Raw genomic sequence first — 22956 nt, forward strand, 5'->3', positions numbered from 1 at the left:
CGGGATCGTTGCCGCGCCCTACCTCGGCGTCGGCTTCGTCGCTTCTCTCCTCGCGACGCTCCTCCTGCGAGCCGACGAGCGACACGCCGGCATCGGGTCAGCCTGGGGCGCGCGCTCAGGTCGCGACGAGCTGGGCGGCCAAGAGCAGCGCCGCGAGCATGGTGAGCTGGAACACCGCACGACCGGGCGGACGCGAGAGGGCGAGCGCCATCGTGGCGACCGCGACGAGCACGACCGCAGCGAAGAACAGGGTGCCGACCAGGCCGCCGCCGGAACCGACGAGCACCGCCACCGCCCCGACGACGATCCCCGCCGCGGCGAGCACGACCGACGCACGCGCGCCCAGCCGGTGCGGCAGTCCGCGCACGCCGGTGGCGCGGTCGTCGTCGAGGTCGCGGACGACGTTGGTGAGGTGCACGGCGGCGCCGAGGGCCGCACCCGCGAGCGACGCCCAGACGGGCGCGAAGGCGGGATCGGGCAGCGACAGCGTCGCGAACGAGGGGAAGAGCCCGAAGCTCAGCAGGAACGGCACGATCGAGACGGGCGTCGATTTCAGCCCGGCGTTGTACGCCCATGCCGAGGCCAGGGCCACCGCATGGGCGGCGACGAGCCCGGGCCCCAGTGGCGCCGAGAGCGCGACGGCGACGACGACGGATGCCACGGCCACCGCCAGCGCCCGCTGCGGGGTGAGCGATCCCCCGGCGACGGGCTTGTCGGTGCGACCGACGGCGATGTCGCGGGCCGCGTCGATCGCGTCGTTGGACAGTCCCACCGAGACCTGCCCCGCGAACACCGACACCACCAGCAGTACCAGGCGCCACGGCTCGAGCCCCGTGGCGATGCCGAGGGCGAGCGACAGTGCGGTGACGACGAGCGTGGGGCCGGGGTGGGTCGCGCCCCACAGCGCCCCGATGAGGGGCGGCTTCGCGGGGGCTTCAGGCACGTGACGACGGTACCGCGTCGCGCCGCGCCACGGCCGGAGACGCCGCAGCTCGGCCGTGCGTGGTCTCCGCACAACGGCGGCAACGGGTGAGCCACCCCGCCGAAAGGAATCCGCATCAGAACGGGGCATCGCCACGGGCTTCCTCGTGCTGCTGCACCGGTGCGGTCGCAGGCGTGCGTCGAGGGGATCGAGAGTCGGGATCGGAGTCCGGGGCGAAGTGCACGCCGGGTGGCGTCTCGGCCGCGGCCCGGGGGTCGGGTCCAGGGTCTGGGTATGGGCCCGAATCCGGAGCCGGGTCCGAATCCGGGTCCGGGTCCAAATTCGGAGCCGGGTCCGGGTCCGAACCCGGAGCCGGGTCCGAGTCCGAATCTGGGTCGGGGTCCGCGTCCGGGTCCGGGTCCGAATCCAAGTCCGAATCCAAGTCCGAATCCAAGTCCGGGTCCGAGTCGGAGTCCGAATCTGGGTCGGGGTCCGCGTCTGGGTGCGGGTCCGGGTCTGGCGCAAAGTGCACGCCGACTGGTGCCTCTTCCGCGGCCGAAGGGTCGGGGTCGGATCCCGGGTAAGTCGATTGGTAGGGGTCGGGGTGGTCGATGTAGACGCGTCCGCTGGGTGAGGTCCATTCGATGACCCCGTCGGAGAGTTGTCTCACCGTCCACCTCGTGAACTGTTTCTGGGTGTGGTGTCTCTGGCACAGGCAGCAGAGGTTACGGACATCGGTGATACCGCCGAGCGCCCAGTCGATGCTGTGGTCGATCTCGCACCGGATCGCGGGGGCGGTGCACCCGGGCCAGCGGCAGTGCCGGTCGCGGGCGCGGAGGTACCGGTCGATTGCGGTCGTCCGCTGATACGTGTCGGTGCACAACACCGCCCCGGTGACCGGGTGCGTGATGACCCGATCCCACGGGATGCTCGTCGCCTCCGCCAGCGCGCGGGCGGTGTCGGCGTCGATCGGACCCCGGCCCACCAGCTCGGCCGGTGCGGTGTTCTCCTGCCCGGGGGCGAGCATCGTCAACGCCGGCACCACGACTTGCACTCTCGCGCGGATCTTTCCCAGCGTGCCGGGTCCGTCACCACGACGCGTGGGGTCAAGGGTCGGATCGGAAGTGAGAAGCAGGTCGGCGAACACGTCAGCTCGCACCTGATCCACCGTCCGGGTATCCGACACGGGGGCGGAAAGGGACGCACCCGACGCTCGAGAGGACCCGCCCGCCTCCCCACCACGTGCCGACCTCGCCTCCCTGCCCGCGTCGACGATCACCCGCGCTTGCTGCGTCACCCTGTCGTGGATCGCTTCGGCCAGCACCGTCGGCAGCGTCGCGATCAGATCCGACATCCCGTCCACGCCCGGAACGACCCGGATGCACCGGGTCTCGCGCCCCGCCCGGTGCCGCTCGGTCACCGTCCGCGGATGCATCCGCTGGGCCGCGACCGCGAGCCGGGTCTTCAATCGCCCCGGGCTCGCGGCCTCTCCCGCCAGCGAAACAGCGACAGCGTCGAACGCCTCACGCGCCTCGACGGGCAGCTCCGCCCCGACCTCGGCGATCACCCGCACGTGCCGCCGGGACAGCGCCCCCGCTTCCCACGCCGCTACCGTCGCCGGATACGACTCCACCAGCGTCAACGCATCGCCGATGTCGCGCTGCACCGTCCGATCGGACACCCCGCACGCCGCCGCAACCTCGGACGCCACCTCCCGCATCGCCATATCCGATGCCCGCGCCGAAGCCGCGGCATCCAGAGCGAACCGCCCCGCCGCCGCCAACGCCCGCACCCGCACAACCTCCGCCAAAGCCACCGCCGCCTCCGCCACCACCACCTCGGTGACCAGCCCCGCGAGCACATCGACGTCACCGCACGGCGTAGAGCTCGGGCGGTCTGCAGGCCCGGCGCCACCAGATGAATCAATCGAAGACATGTTCGAATGTTAGCCCCGAGGTCCGACATTCTGCCCCGTCGACAACGGCATCCGTGGACAACTCGTCAGGTTCTCCCGCTGGGGAGGAGGACCCCGCAGATCTGCAGCGCATTCTCGGTTCGCGGCGACGCCCCGCACCCGCCATCACCGGGGCGGTGCTCACACCTCGGTAGGACCCCGACGCGATCAGCGGCGGGTGGCACCGGATCCCCCGCGGAACCCGCGGACGCGACGGCACAGCAACGCATCGAACCGACTCGAACGCGACGGCACCGCACGGGCCCGGACGAGAGCGCGGAACCCGCGGACGCGACGGCACAGCAACGCATCGAACCGACTCGAACGCGACGGCACCGCACGGGCCCGGACGAGAGCGCGGAACCCGCGGACGCGACGGCACCGCACGGGCCCGGACGCGGACGCGGACGCCACAGCCGACTCAACAGCCACGGCACCGCCCGGACCCGACGCGGGTCACCCCGCTTCGAAGCCCTCGCGCTGCGTGTGCTCGTCGGCCACCCGCACGCCCCAGCGGTACGACAGCTTTCCGCCCAGCCACCCCGAGACGGAGAGGCCGCCCGCGGCGATCCCGCTGAGAAGGAAGGCGACGAGGGGGATCCGGCCAGCATCCAGGAGGCGCACGACGAGCCCCAGTGTGAACAGCACGATCCCGGTCACGTTGAGCAGGAGGTGCGCCACCGCGGTTCGGCGAGCGGGCGTCCGTCGTTCGATCCGCGACATGTCGAGCAGCCCGAGGACGGACGCCACGACAGCCCCGACCAGCCCGATCGCGATGAGCAGCCGAGAGCCGGCGGCGAAGGCACGGGGATCATCGGACGCGAGGCCGATCAGATCGAACACGAGGCTCGAACTCCACGCCCCGATGGGAATCGTCACCGCGATGGGATGGAACGGGTGCCCGTAGGGCCCCGCCACCGCGGCGCGCGGACGTTTCGCCGCACGCATCGCCGGGAAGCTCGCGCCGCTGCGCTCGTGTCCACTGCCGAGACGTTCTCCGCCGCGCACGGCCGGAGCGGTGCCGACCTCGGCACCGCTCCCCGCGTCGTCGCTCATTCCTTGTGCAGCGCGTCCTGGGCGCGGCCCGCGAGCTTCTCGACCGTGTTGGGCAGCTCGGTCGTGCCGTAGAACCGCACGTCGGGGTGCGTGGGCGGCGGCATCGGCACGCCCGGCTCGGGCGTGGCGAGGTACGTGAACTCGCCCTTGCCGTCGGGGGTCGGACCCGAGGCCCAGCGGCCTTCGCCCGCGGCGGCGCCGTCGGAGAAGTTGATGTACTGGTACGACACGTCGCGATCCTCCTTCTCGAGCGGGAAGTTGCTCGGCACCGGAAGCGCCTCGTAGCCCTCTTCCTGCAGTTCGGCGGCCGCGGCGATCCACTGGTTCTGGTGCATCGTGTCGCGGGCGAGGAGGAAGGCGAGCAGGTCCTTCACGCCGTGGTCGTCGGTCTGGTGGTAGAGCCGCGCCACTTGCACACGGCCCTGCATCTCGGCGTTGGCGTTGGCGGTGAAGTCGGCGAGCAGATTTCCGCTGGCCGTGATGAAGCTGCCCTGCCACGGGTTGCCGTTGGAGTCGACGGGGCGCGCTCGGGCACCGGCGACGATCCCGTGCTGGATGTCGGTCCCGCCGATCACCGCGGCCACCGTGGGGTCGTCCTGCACGGCCTCCTCGGTGATGCCGAGCGGAGACTTCTCGAGCAACTGGGCGATCATGACGGCGAGCATCTCGACGTGGCCCATCTCCTCGGCGCCGATTCCGAAGACGAGGTCTCGGTACTTGCCGGGCATGTGCATGTTCCATGCCTGGAACTGGTACTGCATGGCCACGCTGATCTCGCCGTACTGGCCGCCGAGCACCTCCTGGAGCTTGCGCGCGTAGACGGCGTCGGGCTTCTCGGGGGTGGCTGCGTGCTGGAGTTCCTGCCGGTGGAAGTACATCGCTCTCCTTCGTCGGTCGACGCCGACCGGGGGGTTCGGCGTCAGGAGCCACGAAAGAGCGCGACCCGGCATCCGGCACGGGGGTTGTGGTGCGCCCCGGTCCGCGCGACAATCGCGCGATGGTTCGTGCGCACAGGACCTCCGAGGCCTCGCGCGGGCACGGTTGTCAAGGGTCTCGGTGATCCCGCCGACCGCGCCCAGAGTGACGGGGTGTCCGTGACTCTTTCCTCCCACGATCCCCGCGCTCGCTCCACCGGCGACGACGCCCCCAAGACGGACGGCACGGCATCCCTCCCGTTCTCGCCGCGCGGGCCCGTCAGCTCCGCGGTGATCCGCCACCTCTGCGACCGCGTGGCGACCCCGCACACGGCCCTCGCCGACCAGGCCGTGGCGGCCACTGCGGATATCGAGACCGACGACGACCTCCAGCTGGCGCTGTTCGTCCTCTTCGCCTCGGCGTACGGCTCGTTCGAGGCGCTCGACGCAGACCTGGAGTGGGATCCCTCCCTGGTGGCGACCCGGCGCGTGATCGAGCGAGCGTTCGAAGCGGCGTTGCGTCAGCGGCTCACGCTCCCCGACCTCCCTGCACCGACGGCGGATGCCGTGGCCCGTGCGCTCTTCGATCTCACCGCCGCCGACACCGGCCCGAGCCTGTCGCGCCACCTCGCCAAGAAGGCCACCCTCGACCAGGCGCACGAGTTCCTCGTGCACCGCACCGTGTACACCCTGCGCGAGGCGGACCCGCACTCGTGGGCGATCCCGCGACTGACGGGGCGACCCAAGGCGGCGCTGGTCGAGATCCAGTCCGACGAGTACGGCGGCGGCCAGCCCGAGCGCGTGCACGCGACGCTGTTCGCCCGCGCGGTGCGGGCCGCGGGGCTGTCCGACACGTACGGCGCGTACATCGACGACGTGCCCGCAGTGACGCTGGCGTCGCACAACGCGATGTCGATGTTCGGCCTCAATCGGCGACTCCTCGGGGCGATCGTCGGTCATCTCGCCGCGTTCGAGATGACCTCGTCGATCCCCAACCGCCTCTACGCCGAGGGACTGCGATGCCTCGGCTTCGGCGACGAGGTGTGCGCGTATTTCGACGAGCACGTCGAGGCCGACGCCGTGCACGAGCAGATCGCCGCGCGTGACCTCGCCGGTGCGCTCGCGGAGGATCGCCCCGATCTGCTCCCCGACGTCCTGTTCGGCGCGGCGGCGTGCCTAAGCGTCGACGGGCGCGTCGGCGCACACATGATCGACGCCTGGTCGCGCGGAGAATCGTCGCTGCGGCCCGAGGTGGGGCGATGAACGACCCCGCGCCGAGCATCACGGCCTATCCTGACGGTCCGCTGATCGTGCGGGGCGATGTCGAACTGCGCGACCCCGAGGGGCGTCCTGTGACGAAGAACCGGCGCACGGTCGCGCTCTGCCGCTGCGGCCTGTCGACCATCAAGCCGTTCTGCGACGGCACGCACAAGCCCGCGGGGTTCCGCACCGACGACTGAGGCGTCTCGCTGCGGAGTACGTGCTCCCCCTGCGCTGGAGCGACGACGGGAAGGTCCGCGGGGTCCTGCGCCGCCGTCACGCGCTCGTGCGCGCCTCCGGGAGCGGCCGCGACAGCTCCGCGTCGAGCGCCTCGACCAGACGGGCGAAGCTCTCGTCGACGGACTCCGGCTGACGGAACCCGCCGAGCCGCTCGAGGTCGGCGAAACCGTGCAGCGCCGACCGGACGAATCGGATCCGATGCACGTCGCGCGCGCTCTCCCCGTACCCGGCCAGCGCCCGCGTGAGTTCGTCCATGACGGCGCCGGCCGCCGCCTCCCACTCCGGGCCGGATCCCCCGCGCTGGGCGAGTTCGTACATTCCGGGGCGCTCCCGCGCGAAGCCGCGGTACGCCTCGGCGACGGCGGCCAGCGCGTCGCGCGACGACAGACCGCGGGAGGATCGCGCGAGAGCCTCACCGAAGGCGTGGGTGGCCGTCAACGCCACCCGGTCGGTCAGGTCGGCGAGCCCGCCGACGTGCTTGTACAGACTGGGCGCGGCCACCCCCAGCGCCGCGGCCACCCGCGAGAGTGTGAGGGATGCCACTCCCTCGGCGTCCACGATCCCGGCGGCGCCGCGTACGACGGCGTCGGTGTCAAGACCAGCGCGCGGCATCCCTCGCCTCCCCGAGGAAATCCAGCACGGCCGGGGCGACGGCGTCGGGCGCCTCGAGCATCGGCGCGTGTCCGACGCCCGGTACGACGAGCACCTGCGCCGACAGCTCCCCCGCGAGCCACTCCGCCTCGGCGGCCGGATCCTTCCAGTCGGGGTCGGCCGCGCCCATCACCACGAGGGTGCGCGCCCGCACGCGCGGCAGGAAGGGGGCGACGACGGAGTGATCGGCCCGGGTCGTGCGGACGAACGCCGCCCATCGCCCCGGGCGAGCGAGACGCCGGGAGAGGTGTGTCGCTCGAACCCGCGCGTCCTCGCCGAGTCCGGGCCACAGCGACGCGGAGTATCCGCGCCACACGGCCGGTCCCCAGGGGCGGGCGAGGAGTCCACGCAGAAGCGCACCCATCACCGCGTTGCCGTTTCGGGCGAACGGCCCGAGCAGCACGAGACCTGTCACGAGGTCGGGGCGGGTGCCGGCGGCGATGATGGCCGCGGCTGCACTCAACGATGCTCCCGCGATCACCGCGGGGCCGCCCCCGAGAGCCTCGATGACGGCGATCAGGTCAGCGGCGGTGGCGGTGTCGCCGTAGTCAACGAACCCGATGTCGCTGTCGCCGTGACCTCGCAGATCGGTCAGCGCAATACGGTACCCCGCGGCAGCCAGCCGATCGGCGAGGGGTCCGAAGGCGTCGCGCTCGTCTCCCATCGCCGGGGAGCAGACGACGAGAGGTCCGCTCCCCCGCACCTCGACGGCGAGACGCCCACCGCCCACATCCACTTGGCTAATGTCCATAGCCAAAAGCTACGCCCATTAGCCGAGCAGGGCAAGTCCCTCGCAGAGTCGACTCAGAGATCCTCGGGAGCGAGGTCGCCCTGACCCTCGTCGCCGAGTTCGACGACCCCCGGATCCTGCCCCTGGGAGTCGGTCCCGGCGCCCGTGGGGTGAAGGTCCTCGAGCGGGATGTCCGAATCCTCGGCGGGGATCTCCGCCGGATCGGCACCCGTGGCGGTAGCCGGATCGAGGTCGGCGGGGTCGACGCCCTCGTCGAGCGCGTTCGTGGCATCCCACTCGACCTGGGCCGGATCCAGCGACGGATCGGCCACGACCGAGGTGTCACCGTCGCGTAGCGGCTGGGCGCCCGCGACACCGTCCACCGCAGGGGGAACGGTCGCGTCGGTCTGGGCGGGGTTGGTCGAAGCGTCGCTCATGGGGGGCATCCTCTCGTCGCCTACGCAAAGTCCGCGCAGGGCCGGTGAACCGGGTCGTCCCATACAAACGGTCGATCGGGATGCACGACCGCCCCTTGACACCTGCGCCCGCCTCCCCGTACATCGTGGAGTATCCGCTGTTCATCCACGAGGGCACCGTCCGGGGCGACCTCGACGACCGACTCCTCGCACACCTGCAGGTGGTGATCGGGAACACGCTCCGTCGCGGGGAGCCGTTCTCCTTCCCGGGGAAGGACGACCTCGGCACCGGCGGCGGTCGGACAGCGGTGTGGGTGCACCCGCGCGCGAGCATCGTGTCCACATCCACGGCGGTCGCACGCCGGCGGTCAACCGGCACTGGCTGGAGGCCCGCATGACGATGGCCGACTCGCCGACCGACTTCTACGTCGTGCCGAAACCCCCAGAAGACGCGCCCCTGCCCGAGTCCCTCGGCTGATTCTCTGTCAACCCGCTGGCGCCCGGGCGCTCGGGGGCGTTGTCTGAAGACGACGGAAGGACACCCATGCCGCATTCCCCCCGACCGGCTCCCCGCATCGTCGTGATCGGCGGCGGGAACGCCGGGCTCTCGCTCGCCGGTCGCCTGCACCGCGCCCGCGTCGGCGAGATCACGGTGGTCGAGCCGCGCGAGCGGCACGTCTACGCTCCGCTGCAGTCGCACATCGCCGGCGGTGCCGCTCGGGCGTCCCGCGCCGTCCGCCCCCAGGGCGACGTCACCCCTCCGGGCGTCCGATGGCTGCGCGACGAGGCGTTCACCGTCGATCCGGGCGCTCGCCGGGTGCACCTCGTCTCCGGCGGGCACCTCGACTACGACCAGTTGGTCATCGCCGCCGGAATTCGCATGGACTGGGAGTCCATCCCCGGCCTCCCCGAGGCCATGGCCACCCCCGAGGGGATCTCGAACTACGACTTCACGCTCGCCGCCCGAGCGTCCCCGGTGCTGCGCGACCTGCGCCACGGCACCGTGGTCTTCACCCAGCCGCCCGAACCGGCCTCGTGCGGCGCGGCGGCGCAGAAGCCGATGTACCTCGCGTGCGACTGGTGGCGCTCGATCGGCGTGCTCGACGACATCCGGGTCATCCTGGTGCTCCCCGACCCCGTCCCGTTCGGCATGCCGTCGATCGATCGCGAGCTGCACCGCATCCTCGACCGCTACGGCGTCGAGGTGCACTACTCCCGCGAGGTGCGGCGAGTGGATGCCGAGACCCGCACGCTCACGATCGGTCACGGCTCCGACGAGGAGACGCTCTCCTACGACGTGCTGCACGCGGTTCCCCCGCAGCGCGCTCCGGAGTGGATCTCCGGCAGCGGACTGGCCGCGGACGACGACCCGCACGGCTTCGTCGACACCGACCCCGAGACGCTGCAGCACCGGCGGCATCCGGAGATCTGGGCGCTGGGTGACGCGGCGGCTGTCGCCACTCGCCGATCGGGCGGGGCGATCCGGAAGCAAGCGAAGGTGCTCACGGCGAACCTGCGCTCCGTCCTCGCCGGCCGCGAGCCTTCGGCCCGCTACGACGGCTATAGCGTCGTGCCGTTCACGGTCTCGCGCGGAACCGTGGTCTTCGCCGAGTTCGATCGGTGGGGCGCCCCCCGTCCGTCGATCCCCTTCTGGCGGTCACTCTCGCGCGAGCGACGGTCGACCTGGATCGCCGACCGCCACGTGCTGCCGTGGGTGTACTGGAACCTCATCCTGCGCGGACGGGCATAGCGCTCGCGTATAGGCCACACGAGCCGATCTCTCAACCCCGGGGCCCCCACGAGCGGGAGGCGCGAAGACTGGGCACGAGCCCCGGATCACACAGGAAGAAGGACATCATGGCCCAGGTCATCGAAACCGTCGACGTCAACGTTCCCGTTCGCGTCGCCTACAACCAGTGGACGCAGTTCGAGGAGTTCCCGCACTTCATGGGCTTCGTCGAGTCCATCACCCAGAAGACCGAGACCCTGACGCACTGGAAGGTCAAGATCGCGGGGGCCGAGCGCGAGTTCGACGCCGAGATCACCGAACAGCACCCCGACGAGCGCGTCGCCTGGAACAGCGTCGGCGGCGAGGAGAACCACGCCGGCGTCGTCACGTTCCACCGCCTGTCCGACGACGAGACGCGCGTGACCGTGCAGATCGACTGGGAGCCCACGGGCCTCCTCGAGAAGGCCGGCGCCGTCTTCGGCGCCGACGACCACTCGGTCAAGAAGGACCTGAAGAACTTCAAGGAGTACATCGAGTCGCGCGGCGCCGAATCCGGCGCGTGGCGCGGCGACGTCAGCTGACACCCGGACAGAAGACGGACGCCGGTCCCCGAGGGGGCCGGCGTCCGTCGCGTCAGGGGTGAGTCACCACTGCGGGTGGATCTCTGCGCGCAAGCGACGGTCGTAGACGTCGCGCACGAGAACGTCGAACGCGTCGAGGTCGAACCCACCGTCGATCAGGCCGGCCGCCGCGGCGTTGGCCGTGGCCTGCGCCGCCGAGCGGGCGCCGGGGATGACCGAGGTGACACCTTCGCGCGACGCGATCCACGCGAGCGTCGCCGCCGGGAGCGTCACACCGTCGGGAAGTGCGGCCTTGAGCTCATCGGCCGCGGCCACCCCCTCGGCGAACGGCACGCCCGAGAAGGTCTCGCCCTTGTCGAACGCTTCACCGTTGCGGTTGTACGTGCGGTGGTCGTCTTTGTCGAAGGTGGTGTCGGCGGTGTACTTGCCCGACAGCAGGCCGCTCGCGAGCGGAACCCGCGCGAACACCGCGACGCCCTTCTCGGCAGCGGCGGGCAGCACCTCGTCGAGCGGCTTCAGACGGAACGGGTTGAAGATGATCTGGAGGTTCGTCAGGTTGGGTCGACGCAGCGCCGACAGGGCCTGGTCCATCGTCTCGACCGAGACGCCGTACGCGGCGATCACGCCCTCCGAGACGAGTTGGTCGAGCGCGTCGTAGGTGGCGTCGTCGTCGACGACCGCCGAGGGCGGGCAGTGCAGCTGGACCAGGTCCAGCGTGTCTTGGGCGAGCAGCCGGCGCGAGCGGTCGGTCCAGGCGCGGAAGTTCTCCATCGTGTAGTTCTCGGGCGTCTGGTCGGCGCGACGGCCCATCTTGGTGGCGACCGTGATGCCCGTGGCATCCGTCTTCTGCAGGAACGCGCCGATGAGTTCTTCGGAACGCCCGTCGCCGTACACGTCGGCGGTGTCGAAGAGCGTCACCCCGGCGTCGACCGATGCGGCGAGCACCTCCATCGCCTCGTCTTCGCTGACACCGCCCCAGTCGGGACCGAGCTGCCAGGTGCCGAGACCGATCGCCGAGACTTCGCGGCCGGTGCGGGAGAGGGGACGCTGCTGCATTGCGGTTCCTTTCGGGGAGTCGGGTCGAGCCTATCCAGCCCCTCCGACACGAGGGCCGCGCGTCAACCCCGTTCCCGCCCGCGGGCGCGCCCTCTAGCGTGACCTCACACCCCACCGGAAGGACCACGATCGTGAACACCCCCGCAGAAGACCTGCCCGGAGCCGACCACGCGCACACCGTCTCGGATGCCGAGGGGCGCGCCGCCGACGTCCCCGCCGGGGGTGCCGGCGCCGACTCCGGAGCGGTCTCGGCCACCGAGATCGACACCGACGACGATGCGCGCGTGCAGAACGTCTCGAGCCAGAACGACATCCCGGGCGTGGGCACGCGTGCCGCCGACGGCGACATGGAGCGCGGTACCGACGACGCGCGCGGTGAGAGCGGCTCGACCTCGCGCCATCACGAACACGAGACCGAGCCGCACCCCGAAGGGGAGACGAACGCCGGGGGCGAGGCGCACGTGACGGGCGACTCGGCGATCGCGCACTACCAGCCGGGCGTCGGACGCGACTCGGCGGAGTCGAGCAAGATCGCCCAGAGCCTCCCCGACCCCGACGACGACTGACCGGGCTTCTCAGCCGTTCGGGACCCTCCGCCGCTGCGCCAGCCCGAGGGTGACGTCGAGCACGACGAACGCCGCGAGCGTGTAGCCGACGAACGGCAACAGCGAGCCGAGGGCGACCGCGCCGAGAAGGACGAGGCCGATCCCCCACCACGGCGCTCCGCGCAGCACGCCGCGAGCCGGAGCCGCCGCGAACCCGCGCGTCGGCCGACGCCGCCACCACATCGCGTACCCGAGCACGACGAGCGACGCGATCCCGAGCGCGAGTACGAACAGCACGAGCTGGTTGGCCAGGCCGAACATCGACCCCATGTGGGTGTCGATGCCCCACCGCGAGAGCTTCGCCAGCAGCGGAAAGTCCGCGAAATCGACGCGGTCGGTCACGTGCATCGTGGATCCGTCGATCGCCACGGCATCCACCTCGGTCGGGAAGCTCCGCTGGATCTCCTGCACGACCCAGGCTTTGCCGGGCGCGGCGGGCGGCTTGATCTCGACCTGGCCGGTGTTGACGTTGATCCGCTGCGCGATCGCGAGAACGGCGTCGAACGTCGCGGGGTTGGCCGCGCCAGTCGGGGCCGCCGCGGCTCCGCCGTGGTGGGAGTGCTCTCCGCCGACGGGAGCGTCGCCGTCGAGGGTCGTAGACAGCGACGGCGTCCCCCCGCCCACGGCAGCGCGGAGGTCCGCGACGTTGGCCCCGGCGAAGGCCGACCACGTGATGCCCGTGGCCGAGAGGAACACCGCTCCGAGCACGACCCACACGCCGATCGAGGCGTGCCAGCCGAAGAGCCCGCGGTAGCCGGTGTGCTTCCGGTTCGGGCGCACGAGATCGGCACGGCCGCGACGACTGCGCCGCATCCTTCCGATCCAGAGCCCGAGTCCGGCGAGCGCGACGATCCCGAGCCAGGATGCCGCGAGCTCGCTGTACCACCGGCCGGGTTCGCCGAGGTGGAGGTTCCGGTGCAGATCACTCACCCACGTGCGCACCGGCAGGGCGCCGCTCGTGCCGTACGCGGTGAGGTCGCCCCGGATCTCCGCGGACCCCGGGTCGACGAAGATCGCCCGGGTCTCGCTCGCCCCCAGGTCCGGATCGGCGAACATGACGCGGGTCGTCGCCCCCGGTTCGGGGGCGGGACGCACCGCGACGGGGCTCGCGTCCCCGCCGACGTACTGCTCGGCCGCGATGATCTGATCGGCCAACGGCAGCGGGGCCGCGGTGGAGGGCGCCGTCAGCTCGTGCGCGTACACGATGCGGTCCAGGGTCGGCGTGATCGCGTACAGCGCTCCGCTGAGCGCCGCGACGAGGATGAACGGGCCCACGAGCACCCCGGCGAAGAAGTGCAGTCGCCGCAGGAGCGCGGTGAACCACCCCTTCGCGCCGCGCGCGTGCGCGCCACGCGGCGGCGACGGGTCATGGATGAGCGAGGGGGATGCCGCGCCCTCGGGCGCCTCGTCGGCGGCGGGGCCGGCGCCCGGGTGGGTGGTGGTCATGACAGGATTCCTTCTCCGATGAAACCGCCCTCGGCACAGCCGGGCGGGAGGGCGAACACGGCCGACCCGATCGGGGTCGTCCATTCGTTGAGCAGGTCGAGCTCGTCGAGCCGACGCTGGATGGGCACGAACTGCCGGTCGATGTCGGCCTGGAACGAGACGAACAGCAGCCCCGCGTCCGAGACCGTCCCCGCCGGCGGCGCGTCGTCGTAGTTGTACCCGCGGCGGAAGATGCGCTGCGCGGGGTCATCCGGGCGGGAGCGACGCACGTGCGAGAACTCCGGGATGACGGGGAAGCCGATGGCGTCCTTCGCCTCGAAGTCGGGTTCGTCGAACTCGTCCGTACCCGTCAGCGGCGCACCGGTGGCGTGCGTCCTCCCGACCGACTGGTCGCGACCGGGACGGTCGAGGCGGTCCCACTTGTCGAGGTCCATGGCGATGCGGCGCACGACCATGCCGGTGCCTCCGGTGAGCCACCCCTCGCGCGCCCACACGACCTCGTCGAACCCGGTCGTGCCGGGTACCGGGTTGGCAGTGCCGTCGACCTGGCCGAAGAGGTTGCGCATCGTCGTCCCCGGTCGCACCGTGCCGTGCGCGCGCCGGAACCCCTGCTGCACCCAGCGCGGCGACGCGAACGCGCGCGCGTCCTTAAGCAGCATGCGCGTCGCGTGCGCCACCGTCACGGGATCGTCCGCGGCGATCTGCAGCAGCAGGTCGCCGTCGCCGAACTCCGGCCGGAGTCGATCGATCGTGAACGCGGGCAGAGGCCGCAGCCACGCCGGCGCCGGGGCCTCGGCGCGCGCCACGAAGCCCGGACCGAAGCCGAACGTCACCGTCAGACGCGCGGGAGCGGTCGCCAGCTCCGGCTCGGTATCGGCCAGGGCCCCCAGCCCGCGCGTGAGCCGCGCGGCGTCGTCGGTGAGGGTGCGCATCAGCCGCCGCAGGCCCTCCCGGTCGGTGTCGGCGCGCAGGTCGAGGGCGACGAGGGAGACGTGGGCCTGGGCGTCGGTGTCGATCCCGGCCTGGTGCTCACCGTAGAACGGCACGATCGCATCGCCGTTCAGCGGCGTGGAGGCTCCGGCATCCGTCGCTCTCGCCGAGACGGCGGCGTCGATGCCGATCGCGGCGGCGGCGCCCGCGCCGGCGACGGCTCCTCCGAGGAGGAACCCCCGCCGGCTCGGGCCGCGACCGGTCGGCGCGGATCGATCGCGAGGCGTCATCAGTGACCCGACTCCATGCCGCCCATACCGCCCATGTCCTGCTCGCCACCCTCGTAGTTCTCGTTCGCGCCGACGAACTCCTTGACGGGGGCGGTGATCTCGGCCGTGGAATCGTCCGAGAACGTCAGTGTGATGGTCGTCTCGTCACCGGCCCGCAGGGGCGAGGTGACGTCCATGAACATGAGGTGGCTGCCGCCGGGCTCGAGCGCGATCGACCCGTGCGCGGGGATGACGAAGCCGCCCTCGATCGGGCGCATGACCATCTGCCCGGATTCGTTCTGCACGGTCTCGTGCAGTTCCATCGCCGAGGTGGCGGGGCTGGTGGCCGACACGACGGTGAGGTCGCTGTCGCCGGCGTTGCGGAGTTCGCCGAAGCCGGCGCTCATGCCGGAGTCTGCAGCCTTGACCCACACGTCGGTGGTCGAGAACGCCTCGGCCGCAGGGGCGGCCGGGGCGGGAGCGGGCGAGGCGCACCCCGCGAGGGCGAGGGTCGCGGCGAGGGCGAGGGCGCCGAAGCGCAGGACGGAGGTGGTGCGGGTGGTGGACATGAGTGGCCTTTCAGGACTGTGCGTCGCGCCCGGCGCGACGACGGAAGAGGAGAACGACGGCGAACACGGCGAGCGCGATGCCCGCCCCGATCGCGCCGATGACGACGACGCGTGGGAGGCCCGGCGCGGCATCGGACGCGGGAGCCGCGTCGGAAGGGGGTGCGGTCGACGCGGCAGCCCGTTCGAGGGGCGCGGCGTCGCCGACGGTGAACGGGATGACGCCCGAGATCGGGTGTCCATCGCTGGAGACGACACGCCATCGCACCTCGTACCCGGCGACGGGCATGCCACCCTGCAGGGGCACGGTGACCGCGTCGGCCACCACGGCCGGATCGGCCGCGACCCAATCGGCGCCCTCGGCGTCGGCGACGATCACCTGAGCGCCGACGTCCATGACGTCGGCCGAGAACCTCAGCGAGATCTCATCGGGCGCGGAGGGCAGACGCTCACCCGCGGAGGGTGAACTGGAGAGCAAGTCGTCGTGGGCGGATGCCGGGACGACCGACGCCAGAACGGCGACGGCGGCCACGGCGATCCCCGCCGCGACGACGCGGAGACGATGCATGGAGAGGAACCTCTTCTCGGGTGCGCGGAGCACCCGTCGTCCGGCCACGAGATCTCCCGAAGGGGAGAGAGCGCGACCGGCTGCCCGCGCGGGACCGGCGGTCGCCGGTGCCCGGTGCGCCTCGAACGCGAGAGCGCGGGCGGCGATGAACGGGAGCGTCGGAAGAGACGCGGATCCCCCACCGCGCGGGCGCGATGCACCGTGGGGCACAGTGCCCCGGCGCGCGGCAGGAAGGCCCCGTCAGCGTGAGCGCGGAGGGGCGGGCGTCAGAGAGCGCCGAGTGGCGGACCGCGTCGCCTCGCGGAGCCGGCCAGCAGCACCGACGTCGGGCGGACGACCGCGACGATCTCGGCGAGGACGCGGCGACGCGCGACGGGGCGCGGGAGAGCCGAGGCGAGGGCGACCCGGACGCGCAGCCACGCCCCGAGCCGGTCGGCGAGGGTACGCAGGACGGCGATCGTGCGCTCCCCGCGGTGCAGGGCGAGCGTCGTCGCCGTCGCGGCGACGAGGTGCCAGGCCCACATCGCGGCATCCGGGGCGACCATGGTCAGGTCCGGACCCGCGAGGGACGGGAGGGCACCACCGTGGACGTGGCCGGCGGCGGCGGGGTCGTGCGCCCCGAGGACGAAGAGGGTGTGGAACAGCAGCTGGCTCAGCGCGACGGCGGGCGCGAGACGCCACAACGAGAGGCGCCGGCCGGCCAGCACCGTGCAGACCACGAAGGACAGCGCCCAGGGGATGAGGATGCCGAGCCACCCGGGGACGTCGCCGCCGGCGGTGACGTGCGAGAGCAGGGCGACGAAGGTGGCGAGAGAAGCGCCGACGGCACCGCGCGCGACGCGCGTCCCCCGGTCCTGTCGTCGCATGGCGCCCATTCTGCCAGGTCGCCGCCCCCGCCGCCGCGCAGCCCTAGGCTGACCCCGTGAACGCCTCGGAGTACGACGGCCCCCGGCCACGCGCGGTCATCGCCGGAGCCAGCGGATTCGTCGGCCGGGCGCTCGCGACGGCACTGAGCGACGACGGCTACGACGTCGTCACGGTGGGCCGCACGGGTCACGTCACGTGGACGGACCCCGCCGGGATCGCCCGTCTCGTCGACGGCGCCGAGCTGCTCGTGAACCTCGCCGGCAAGATCGTGTCGTGCCGCTACACGGACGCGAACCGCGACGAGATCCTGCGGTCGCGGACGGCGACCACGCGGGCGCTGCACGCGGCGGTTCGGGATGCCGCGCGCCCGCCGCGCGTGTGGATGAACGCCTCGACCGCGAGCATCTACCGCCACGAGACCGAGCGCGGCAACGACGAGGTCGACGGAGTGATCGGCGACGGGTTCTCGGTCGATGTCGCCACGAGCTGGGAACGGGCGTTCTTCGACGGCGATCTCCCCGGCACACGCCGCGTGGCGCTGCGCATGGCGATCGTCCTCGGCGACGGCCCGGCCACCCGGATGCTGTTCGCCCTCGGGCGTCTGGGGGCGGGCGGCCCGCAGATCGACAGCTGGTGGTTTCCGCACCGCCGGTACCGCGGGATCGGTGCGCAGCCCACCGGTGCCCCGTGGTCTCGCTGGCATCGCACCCGCGGGCGCCAGAAGTTCAGCTGGATCCACATCGACGACGTCGTCGGTGCGGTGCGTTTCCTCCGCGACCGCGACGACATCGCGGGCCCGGTGAACCTCGCGGCACCGAACGTGAGCGACAACCGCACCCTCATGGCCGACGTGCGACGGATCGCCCGAGTGCCCGTGGGGCTTCCCGCGTTCCGGTGGATGCTGGATCCGGCGATGGCCGTCCTGGGGAGCGAGCCCGAGCTGGTCCTCAAGAGCCGATGGGCCGTGCCGCGGATCCTGACCGACGCCGGCTTCGAGTTCCAGCACCCCGACCTGGGCCCGGCGCTCGATGCGGTGGCAGAGATGCGCAGACCCCGGGCCCGCGACCTGTTCTCGGCCTGAACCCGGGGTCTCGCGCGGGCGATCAGGTGTTGCGGCGCACGAAGCGCAGCAGCGCGGCGATCACGCCGACGATGAGGATGACGATGCCGATCCAGAGCAGGAACTTCACGGCCTCGACGAAGATGCCGAGGAACAGGAAGACGAGACCGACGACGATGAGGAGGATGGCGAGAGCTGGCATGGCATCCACTCTCCTCCCTCACCGCAGGCGCGCCCGCACCCTTGACACGGGAGACCCCACGACGCAAACGGCTGTCAAGCTCTCGTCGTGCGCGCCCCGGCCGGTCTAGCCTCGGATCTACCACGACGAGAGAGGCGCATCATGGGCGATCGCGACACCACGGGGCACGGCACCGGACCCGAAGAGGGCGAATACACCGAAGTGGAGCTCCCCGACGGCGAGGAAGCGGGTCGCAACCTCGATGAGCCCGGTGAGTACGTCGACACCGAGCGCGCCGACGGTACGACCGCCCGCCCCCGCGCCGACGAACCGGGGTCCTACACCGACGTGCAGCTGCCGACGGGGGACGAGGCACGCGACGACACCGACCGACCGGGCGAATACACCGACCGCGATCGCTGACTCAGCGGTTGAGGGTGGCCTGCGGATCGCGACGATACGCGGCGCGGTAGGCGACCGCGAAGGACTCGACGTTCGTGAAGCCCCACCGGCGCGCGACCAGGGCGAGCGTCGTGCACGCGGCGTCGGCCGCCACGAGGTCGACGTGCGCGGCGCTGAGTCGTGCGAGTTGCAGATACTCCTCGGGGGTGGATGCCACGCCCCCGTTCGCCGTGAACGCGCGGCGCAGTCCGCCGGTCGACGATCCGGCCGCGCGGGCGGCGTCCTCGATCGTGACGGGGAGGGAGGCGTGATCGTCGAGCCATGCGGTCGCCGATCGATACACCGCCGCCTGCTCCAGCGCCGACGCCCGGCGCTCCCGCGCGTCGGCGACGAGGGGGAAGACCTCGAGCGCCGCGACCGCGAGAGTGCGGTGCACGTGGGCGCGCACGAGCGGTTCGGCCATGATCGGCGTCTGGGTCCGAGCCCATCGCAAGGTCGAATCCCAGTAGTCGCGGAGCGCGGCCGACGCCGGGTCGACCCCGCGGAAACGCACGTCGAGGTCGTCGTCTCCATACAGCGTGCGGGCCGTCGCGGCGAGCCGATCGGGGTCGAAGGTGACCACCTCGAGGTCGGGATGGTCCACGCGCGCCACCAGCCGATCGCCCGGCTGCAGCATGCCCGGCGAGACGCTGAACTCCCCCTCGTCCTGCCCGACGCTCCAGGCATAGCCGGGCGTGGAGCTGACGACGAGGAAGCGGTCCGATTCGTAGGACAGGTCGACCCGGGCCGACCACTCCAGATGCCGCAGCGAGAACGCGGCATCCCCGACGAGGTGCTCCGCGTAGGCGGCCTCGTCGGCGCGCAAGTCGACGCGTCCGTATTGGGCGCGCAACCACGCCTCGGTGGTGGCGACGTCCGTGGTGCGGACGCGGGTGTCGTAGAAGTCGTTCATGGGGGGCGTGTGCCCGACGATGAGCGGCACCGTCACCCATAGTAGTTAACCTCTCACCGCGAGAGGTTCGTCCATCGCAACAACGATAGTTAGCCACGACCGAGCAGCAGGAGCACCATGACCGACGCGCCCGTCATCCGCGACATCCGCCCTGAGGACGCCGGGGAGGTGCTGACCATCCAACGCGCCGCGTTCGCGAGCGAGGCTCTCATCTACGGCGACCCCGACATGCCCCCGCTCACCCAGACACTCGAAGAGCTCGCAGCCGAGCTCGTCGAGAACCTCGGCTGCGTGGCGATCGACGGCCACCGGCTCGTGGGTGCCGTCCGCGCGCGGCGGGCCGGCGACCTCCTGCTGATCGGGCGTCTCGCGATCGCCCCCGATCAGCAGGGCGCAGGACTGGGTTCGATGCTCCTCACCGCGGTCGAGGAGCGCGGTCGCCGCGACGGCGCCACCGAGGCGGAGCTGTTCACCGGCGGCCTCAGCGAGGCCAACCAGCGCCTCTACGAGCGGGAGGGCTACCACCGCAGCGAAACCACCCCCGACGGCGAGATCTTCTACCGCAAGCCGCTGCGCTGACGACGCGGGCCGGTGGGCGCGGGCCGACACGCCGGGCGCCGACCTCTGCCGCCGCGGCGATAACAGGCCATGAGCCGAGAACAGGCATCCCCTGTTTGCGCGACCCGTCAGCCGCACGGCGATGTGTCAGTCGATCGTGCGTACGGCCCCGGTCACCATGCCCACCAGTTGCTCCCCCGTCACCTTCTCCGTGCGGGTACCCCCGACGACGCGGCCGCCTCTCATCACCCAGACCTGTTGGGACAGCCGTTTGACCTGCTCGAAGTTGTGCGAGACCACCAGGACCGTCGTGCCGCCATCGACCACTCGGCGGATCAGCGCCTCAACCTGCGCCGTCTCGTTCAGGCCCAGGGCGGCGGTCGGCTCGTCGAGGATGATCATGTTCTCGGCCCACATGACCCCGCGCGCGATCGCGACAGCCTGACGCTGCCCACCCGAGAGCCGTTTGACGGGGCGCCCCACGCCCGGAACGTTCACGGCGAGATCCGCGACCAGCTCCGCGGCGCGCTCCTTCATCTCTTTGCGGGCCAAGAACCTCAGGCCCGGGATGCCACGGGTCAGCTCTCGATCCATGTACATGTTCTGCCACACGCTCAACTGATCGCTGAGCGCGAGGTCCTGATAGACCGTCTCGATGCCCTGCTCGCGAGCGTCCCGGGGCGAGGAGAAACGCACGGGTCGACCGTCGATGCGGATCTCGCCCTCGTCGGGCGCGTACAGGCCGGTGAGGCACTTCACCAGAGTCGACTTACCCGCCCCGTTGTCACCCACGATGGCGGTGATCTCACCGGCGCGGATACTGAGCGAGGCACCCTTGAGGGCGTGGACGTTTCCGAAGGATTTGTGGATGTTGTCGACGACGATCTTCTCGCCGGGGTCGTGGGTCATTTCCGCCCTCTCATGAGCGTCGCGGCAGCGATGACGACGATGCCGATCACCAACGGGGAATAGAACGCGCTCACGCCCAGCAACGTGAGTCCGGATTGCAGGAACGTGAGCAGAATCGCTCCGATGACGGGTCCGTAGATCGTCGCTCGGCCGCCGAAGAGGCTCACGCCGCCCAGCACGACCGCAGCGATGGCCTTCAGCAGGTAGTCGGTGTTCGTGGCCGGCTGACTCGACCCGATGTAGGACGTGAGCAGCACGGCTCCGAGCCCGCCCATCGCCCCGCAGATCATGTATCCCGCGAGCTTGATGCGGGGGACCTTGAGTCCCATCGCCTTCGCCGCGTCGGGGTTGTCTCCGACGGCGAGCAAGTGCGTGCCGAACCGTGTGTGGAACAGCACGATGTGCAGCACGATGGCGACCGCGATCGCCAGGAGGAAATTGACCCGGATGCCCGCGACGCTGATCGTGCTGAGCGAAGTCAGGGCGCGTTCGGGAATGGCGACCGGCTTGCCCTGCGACACGATGAGACTCAGTCCCATCACCACGCTCAGCGAGCCCAGCGTCACGATGAAGTCGGGGATCCTCACCCAGCCGATGAAGGTGCCGTTGATGGCGCCGACCGCGAGCCCGGTGAGCACGGCGATGGCGCAGCACACGAGGAGCGGCATCCCGCTCTGATATGCCGTGGCCATCGTCACGCTGCCGAGGGCGACCGTCGCCGCGAGCGACAGATCGATGCCTGCCAGGGAGACGGCGAACGTCGCTCCGAGGGCGAGCAGGATCGGAATGGTCGAGTCCGCGAGCATCGTGGAAACGCTCGGCCACGAGAGGAATCTCGGGTTCAGCGCGGCGAAGACGACGGAGAGCAGGACGAGGGCGACCGGAGCGGCCAGCTTCATCCAGATCTCCTCCGAGCCCAGCGCGCGGCGCATGCTCGTCGCTCTGTCAGTCGAGACCTTCGTTCGAAGGGGTGTGTTCGTTGCCATGGGTGAGGATCCCCGATCAGTGGTGAGGGGTTACTTGAACGGGTTCGGGACGTCGAAGCCCTTCGGCGGCGCGGGGAATGCGTCCAGGGCCGCCTGAGCGTTCTTCGCATCGACGATGAGCACCGGGGTCTCCACGTTGGAAGGGATCGAGGTGCCCGCCATCGCGGCGACGCACGCCTGCACCGACTGCACACCCATCAGGTACGGGAACTGCTCGATCGCGGCCGGCTGTCCCCCGGCGACGATGTCCTTCAACTGGTCCTGGGTCCCGTCGATGCCGACGACCGCCACCTGTCCCTTCTTGCCGGCCTCTTCCACGGCCTGCTGGATGCCCATCGCCATGTCACCCGAGGGCGTGAAGAACCCCTTGATGTCCGGATTCGCGATGAGGATCGTGGATGCCGCGCTCTTGGCCTTGGCCTTGTCGAAGTCGGCGGCGACCGTCTGGGTGATCTCGAGCTTGCCCGTGACGGCCTTCTCGAACCCTGCCAGTCGGGCGATGTTGCCCGGATCCGCCACGAGCCCGCCGATGAGCGCCACCTGCGATCCTCCATCGACGAGGGACAGCATCGCTTCGCCGCCGGCCGCGCCCGCGGTCTCGTTGTTGGTGCCGACATACGTCGTGACGTTCACGCCCGCGTCCTTCGCGGCGTCCAGATCGATCGGCAGGTCGAGGTTGACGATGGGCGCACCGGCCTGCGTCACCGGCACGAGACCGGTGATCAGGTTCGTCTGACTGGTCGGGTTGACGATGTAGCAGCCGTAGCCCGCGGTGACGAGTGAGTTGAGCTTGGTCGCCTGGCCCGAGTCGTCCGTGACGTTCTCCGCCGCGACGACCGTGAGTTCGACGCCGGCCTCGTCGGCGGCCGACTGCGCACCCTCGACCATCGCACCGAAGTACGTGTTGTCGAGAGGCTTGATGACGAGGGCGATCTTGCCGTTGTTCTCGCTGGCGGCTCCCGCACTGCCCTGCGGCGCGGCGGAGTCTGAGCAACCGGCGAGAGCCCCGGCTAGGATCGTCACCGTCGCGGCGGCCGCAGCAGCGGAGCGCATTCGGGGGTGTCGGGTCATTTTTCTCTCCTTTGAGGATGTGACTTTCGGGACTGCTGGTGCGACATGCGGGGGCTGGTCTCGGACGTGCTTGCGGC

Annotated in this window: 27 protein-coding genes; 9 read left to right on the forward strand and 18 right to left on the reverse strand. The window is 71.1% G+C overall.

Features of this window, described 5'->3' with window-relative positions:
- Window positions 1–115 precede the first annotated feature (115 nt).
- From AC3E6M_RS11375 to AC3E6M_RS11390, 4 genes are all read right to left on the reverse strand, one after another.
- Window positions 116–943 carry a UbiA family prenyltransferase gene (locus AC3E6M_RS11375; RefSeq protein WP_490529945.1) on the reverse strand — a complete coding sequence of 276 codons (828 nt, stop codon included), beginning with the start codon at window positions 941–943 and terminating at the stop codon, window positions 116–118.
- 115 nt (window positions 944–1058) lie between these two features.
- Window positions 1059–2858: an HNH endonuclease signature motif containing protein gene (locus AC3E6M_RS11380; RefSeq protein ID WP_490529946.1), complete on the reverse strand. Its 1800-nt coding sequence runs from the start codon at window positions 2856–2858 to the stop codon at window positions 1059–1061.
- A 474-nt stretch (window positions 2859–3332) separates the two neighbouring features.
- Window positions 3333–3932, reverse strand: coding sequence for a DUF2231 domain-containing protein (locus AC3E6M_RS11385; protein WP_490529947.1), 600 nt, complete (start codon window positions 3930–3932; stop codon window positions 3333–3335).
- Window positions 3929–4810, reverse strand: a complete 882-nt coding sequence (locus tag AC3E6M_RS11390; RefSeq protein ID WP_490529948.1) for a manganese catalase — start codon at window positions 4808–4810, stop codon at window positions 3929–3931. The genes AC3E6M_RS11385 and AC3E6M_RS11390 overlap by 4 nt, the downstream gene beginning before the upstream one ends.
- 327 nt (window positions 4811–5137) lie before the next feature.
- On the opposite strand from AC3E6M_RS11390, the gene AC3E6M_RS11395 reads away from it, so the two are divergent.
- Window positions 5138–6109, forward strand: a complete 972-nt coding sequence (locus tag AC3E6M_RS11395) for an iron-containing redox enzyme family protein (RefSeq protein ID WP_490530074.1) — start codon at window positions 5138–5140, stop codon at window positions 6107–6109.
- Entirely contained in the window at window positions 6106–6306 is a 201-nt protein-coding gene (locus tag AC3E6M_RS11400; protein WP_138175474.1) for a CDGSH iron-sulfur domain-containing protein, read from the forward strand. The genes AC3E6M_RS11395 and AC3E6M_RS11400 overlap by 4 nt, the downstream gene beginning before the upstream one ends.
- Before the next feature lie 76 nt (window positions 6307–6382).
- Here AC3E6M_RS11400 and AC3E6M_RS11405 read toward each other — a convergent pair whose 3' ends face one another.
- The 3 genes from AC3E6M_RS11405 to AC3E6M_RS11415 are packed head-to-tail and all read right to left on the reverse strand — an operon-like array spanning window position 6383 to window position 8164.
- Entirely contained in the window at window positions 6383–6958 is a 576-nt protein-coding gene (locus AC3E6M_RS11405; RefSeq protein WP_490529949.1) for a TetR/AcrR family transcriptional regulator, read from the reverse strand.
- Window positions 6939–7748, reverse strand: coding sequence for an alpha/beta fold hydrolase (locus AC3E6M_RS11410; RefSeq protein ID WP_490529950.1), 810 nt, complete (start codon window positions 7746–7748; stop codon window positions 6939–6941). The genes AC3E6M_RS11405 and AC3E6M_RS11410 overlap by 20 nt, the downstream gene beginning before the upstream one ends.
- 53 nt (window positions 7749–7801) lie before the next feature.
- A complete protein-coding gene (locus AC3E6M_RS11415; RefSeq protein ID WP_490529951.1) occupies window positions 7802–8164 on the reverse strand; it encodes a sugar ABC transporter ATPase in 363 nt (120 codons plus the stop codon).
- Window positions 8165–8244: 80 nt separating this feature from the next.
- On the opposite strand from AC3E6M_RS11415, the gene AC3E6M_RS11420 reads away from it, so the two are divergent.
- From AC3E6M_RS11420 to AC3E6M_RS11430, 3 genes are all read left to right on the forward strand, one after another.
- Window positions 8245–8541 carry a DUF7882 family protein gene (locus AC3E6M_RS11420; protein ID WP_490529952.1) on the forward strand — a complete coding sequence of 99 codons (297 nt, stop codon included), beginning with the start codon at window positions 8245–8247 and terminating at the stop codon, window positions 8539–8541.
- Between the two features lie 146 nt (window positions 8542–8687).
- Window positions 8688–9893, forward strand: coding sequence for an NAD(P)/FAD-dependent oxidoreductase (locus AC3E6M_RS11425; protein ID WP_138175485.1), 1206 nt, complete (start codon window positions 8688–8690; stop codon window positions 9891–9893).
- 107 nt (window positions 9894–10000) lie between these two features.
- On the forward strand, window positions 10001–10453 hold the full coding sequence (locus AC3E6M_RS11430; protein ID WP_138175487.1) for an SRPBCC family protein: 453 nt from the start codon (window positions 10001–10003) through the stop codon (window positions 10451–10453).
- Window positions 10454–10516: 63 nt separating this feature from the next.
- On the opposite strand, the gene AC3E6M_RS11435 is transcribed toward AC3E6M_RS11430, so the two are convergent.
- Entirely contained in the window at window positions 10517–11509 is a 993-nt protein-coding gene (locus AC3E6M_RS11435) for an aldo/keto reductase (protein WP_490529953.1), read from the reverse strand.
- Between the two features lie 131 nt (window positions 11510–11640).
- Here AC3E6M_RS11435 and AC3E6M_RS11440 point away from each other — a divergent pair, with 131 nt between their 5' ends.
- Complete coding sequence (locus tag AC3E6M_RS11440) at window positions 11641–12075, forward strand: hypothetical protein (protein WP_138175491.1); 435 nt, start codon at window positions 11641–11643, stop codon at window positions 12073–12075.
- Between the two features lie 9 nt (window positions 12076–12084).
- On the opposite strand, the gene AC3E6M_RS11445 is transcribed toward AC3E6M_RS11440, so the two are convergent.
- From AC3E6M_RS11445 to AC3E6M_RS11465, 5 genes are all read right to left on the reverse strand, one after another.
- Complete coding sequence (locus AC3E6M_RS11445) at window positions 12085–13560, reverse strand: PepSY-associated TM helix domain-containing protein (protein WP_490529954.1); 1476 nt, start codon at window positions 13558–13560, stop codon at window positions 12085–12087.
- Window positions 13557–14780, reverse strand: coding sequence for a Dyp-type peroxidase (locus AC3E6M_RS11450; RefSeq protein WP_138175494.1), 1224 nt, complete (start codon window positions 14778–14780; stop codon window positions 13557–13559). Before AC3E6M_RS11450 ends, AC3E6M_RS11445 begins: the two co-directional genes overlap by 4 nt.
- The gene (locus tag AC3E6M_RS11455) at window positions 14780–15328 is read right to left on the reverse strand and encodes a copper chaperone PCu(A)C (RefSeq protein WP_138175496.1); all 549 of its coding nucleotides are present in this window, start codon (window positions 15326–15328) and stop codon (window positions 14780–14782) included. Before AC3E6M_RS11455 ends, AC3E6M_RS11450 begins: the two co-directional genes overlap by 1 nt.
- Before the next feature lie 10 nt (window positions 15329–15338).
- Window positions 15339–15893 carry a copper resistance CopC family protein gene (locus AC3E6M_RS11460; protein WP_490529955.1) on the reverse strand — a complete coding sequence of 185 codons (555 nt, stop codon included), beginning with the start codon at window positions 15891–15893 and terminating at the stop codon, window positions 15339–15341.
- Between the two features lie 266 nt (window positions 15894–16159).
- Window positions 16160–16759: a hypothetical protein gene (locus tag AC3E6M_RS11465; protein ID WP_490529956.1), complete on the reverse strand. Its 600-nt coding sequence runs from the start codon at window positions 16757–16759 to the stop codon at window positions 16160–16162.
- Between the two features lie 56 nt (window positions 16760–16815).
- Between AC3E6M_RS11465 and AC3E6M_RS11470 the strand changes: the two genes are divergently transcribed.
- The gene (locus AC3E6M_RS11470; protein ID WP_490529957.1) at window positions 16816–17841 is read left to right on the forward strand and encodes an epimerase; all 1026 of its coding nucleotides are present in this window, start codon (window positions 16816–16818) and stop codon (window positions 17839–17841) included.
- 22 nt (window positions 17842–17863) lie between these two features.
- On the opposite strand, the gene AC3E6M_RS11475 is transcribed toward AC3E6M_RS11470, so the two are convergent.
- On the reverse strand, window positions 17864–18022 hold the full coding sequence (locus tag AC3E6M_RS11475) for a DUF4175 domain-containing protein (RefSeq protein ID WP_138175503.1): 159 nt from the start codon (window positions 18020–18022) through the stop codon (window positions 17864–17866).
- Window positions 18023–18163: 141 nt separating this feature from the next.
- On the opposite strand from AC3E6M_RS11475, the gene AC3E6M_RS11480 reads away from it, so the two are divergent.
- Window positions 18164–18424, forward strand: coding sequence for a hypothetical protein (locus AC3E6M_RS11480; RefSeq protein WP_138175505.1), 261 nt, complete (start codon window positions 18164–18166; stop codon window positions 18422–18424).
- 1 nt (window position 18425) lies between these two features.
- Here AC3E6M_RS11480 and AC3E6M_RS11485 read toward each other — a convergent pair whose 3' ends face one another.
- Complete coding sequence (locus AC3E6M_RS11485; protein WP_490529958.1) at window positions 18426–19385, reverse strand: helix-turn-helix transcriptional regulator; 960 nt, start codon at window positions 19383–19385, stop codon at window positions 18426–18428.
- Between the two features lie 87 nt (window positions 19386–19472).
- Between AC3E6M_RS11485 and AC3E6M_RS11490 the strand changes: the two genes are divergently transcribed.
- Window positions 19473–19934, forward strand: a complete 462-nt coding sequence (locus tag AC3E6M_RS11490) for a GNAT family N-acetyltransferase (RefSeq protein ID WP_490529959.1) — start codon at window positions 19473–19475, stop codon at window positions 19932–19934.
- Window positions 19935–20060: 126 nt separating this feature from the next.
- On the opposite strand, the gene AC3E6M_RS11495 is transcribed toward AC3E6M_RS11490, so the two are convergent.
- The 3 genes from AC3E6M_RS11495 to AC3E6M_RS11505 all read right to left on the reverse strand — a co-directional run bounded on the left by AC3E6M_RS11495 (window position 20061) and on the right by AC3E6M_RS11505 (window position 22879).
- Window positions 20061–20822 carry an ATP-binding cassette domain-containing protein gene (locus tag AC3E6M_RS11495; protein ID WP_138175512.1) on the reverse strand — a complete coding sequence of 254 codons (762 nt, stop codon included), beginning with the start codon at window positions 20820–20822 and terminating at the stop codon, window positions 20061–20063.
- Entirely contained in the window at window positions 20819–21754 is a 936-nt protein-coding gene (locus AC3E6M_RS11500) for an ABC transporter permease (protein WP_490529960.1), read from the reverse strand. The genes AC3E6M_RS11495 and AC3E6M_RS11500 overlap by 4 nt, the downstream gene beginning before the upstream one ends.
- Before the next feature lie 84 nt (window positions 21755–21838).
- Window positions 21839–22879: a substrate-binding domain-containing protein gene (locus tag AC3E6M_RS11505; RefSeq protein WP_138175518.1), complete on the reverse strand. Its 1041-nt coding sequence runs from the start codon at window positions 22877–22879 to the stop codon at window positions 21839–21841.
- Window positions 22880–22956 lie beyond the last annotated feature (77 nt).

It is taken from the genome of Microbacterium sp. SCPM-O-B-15248 (M128), from assembly GCF_058214835.1.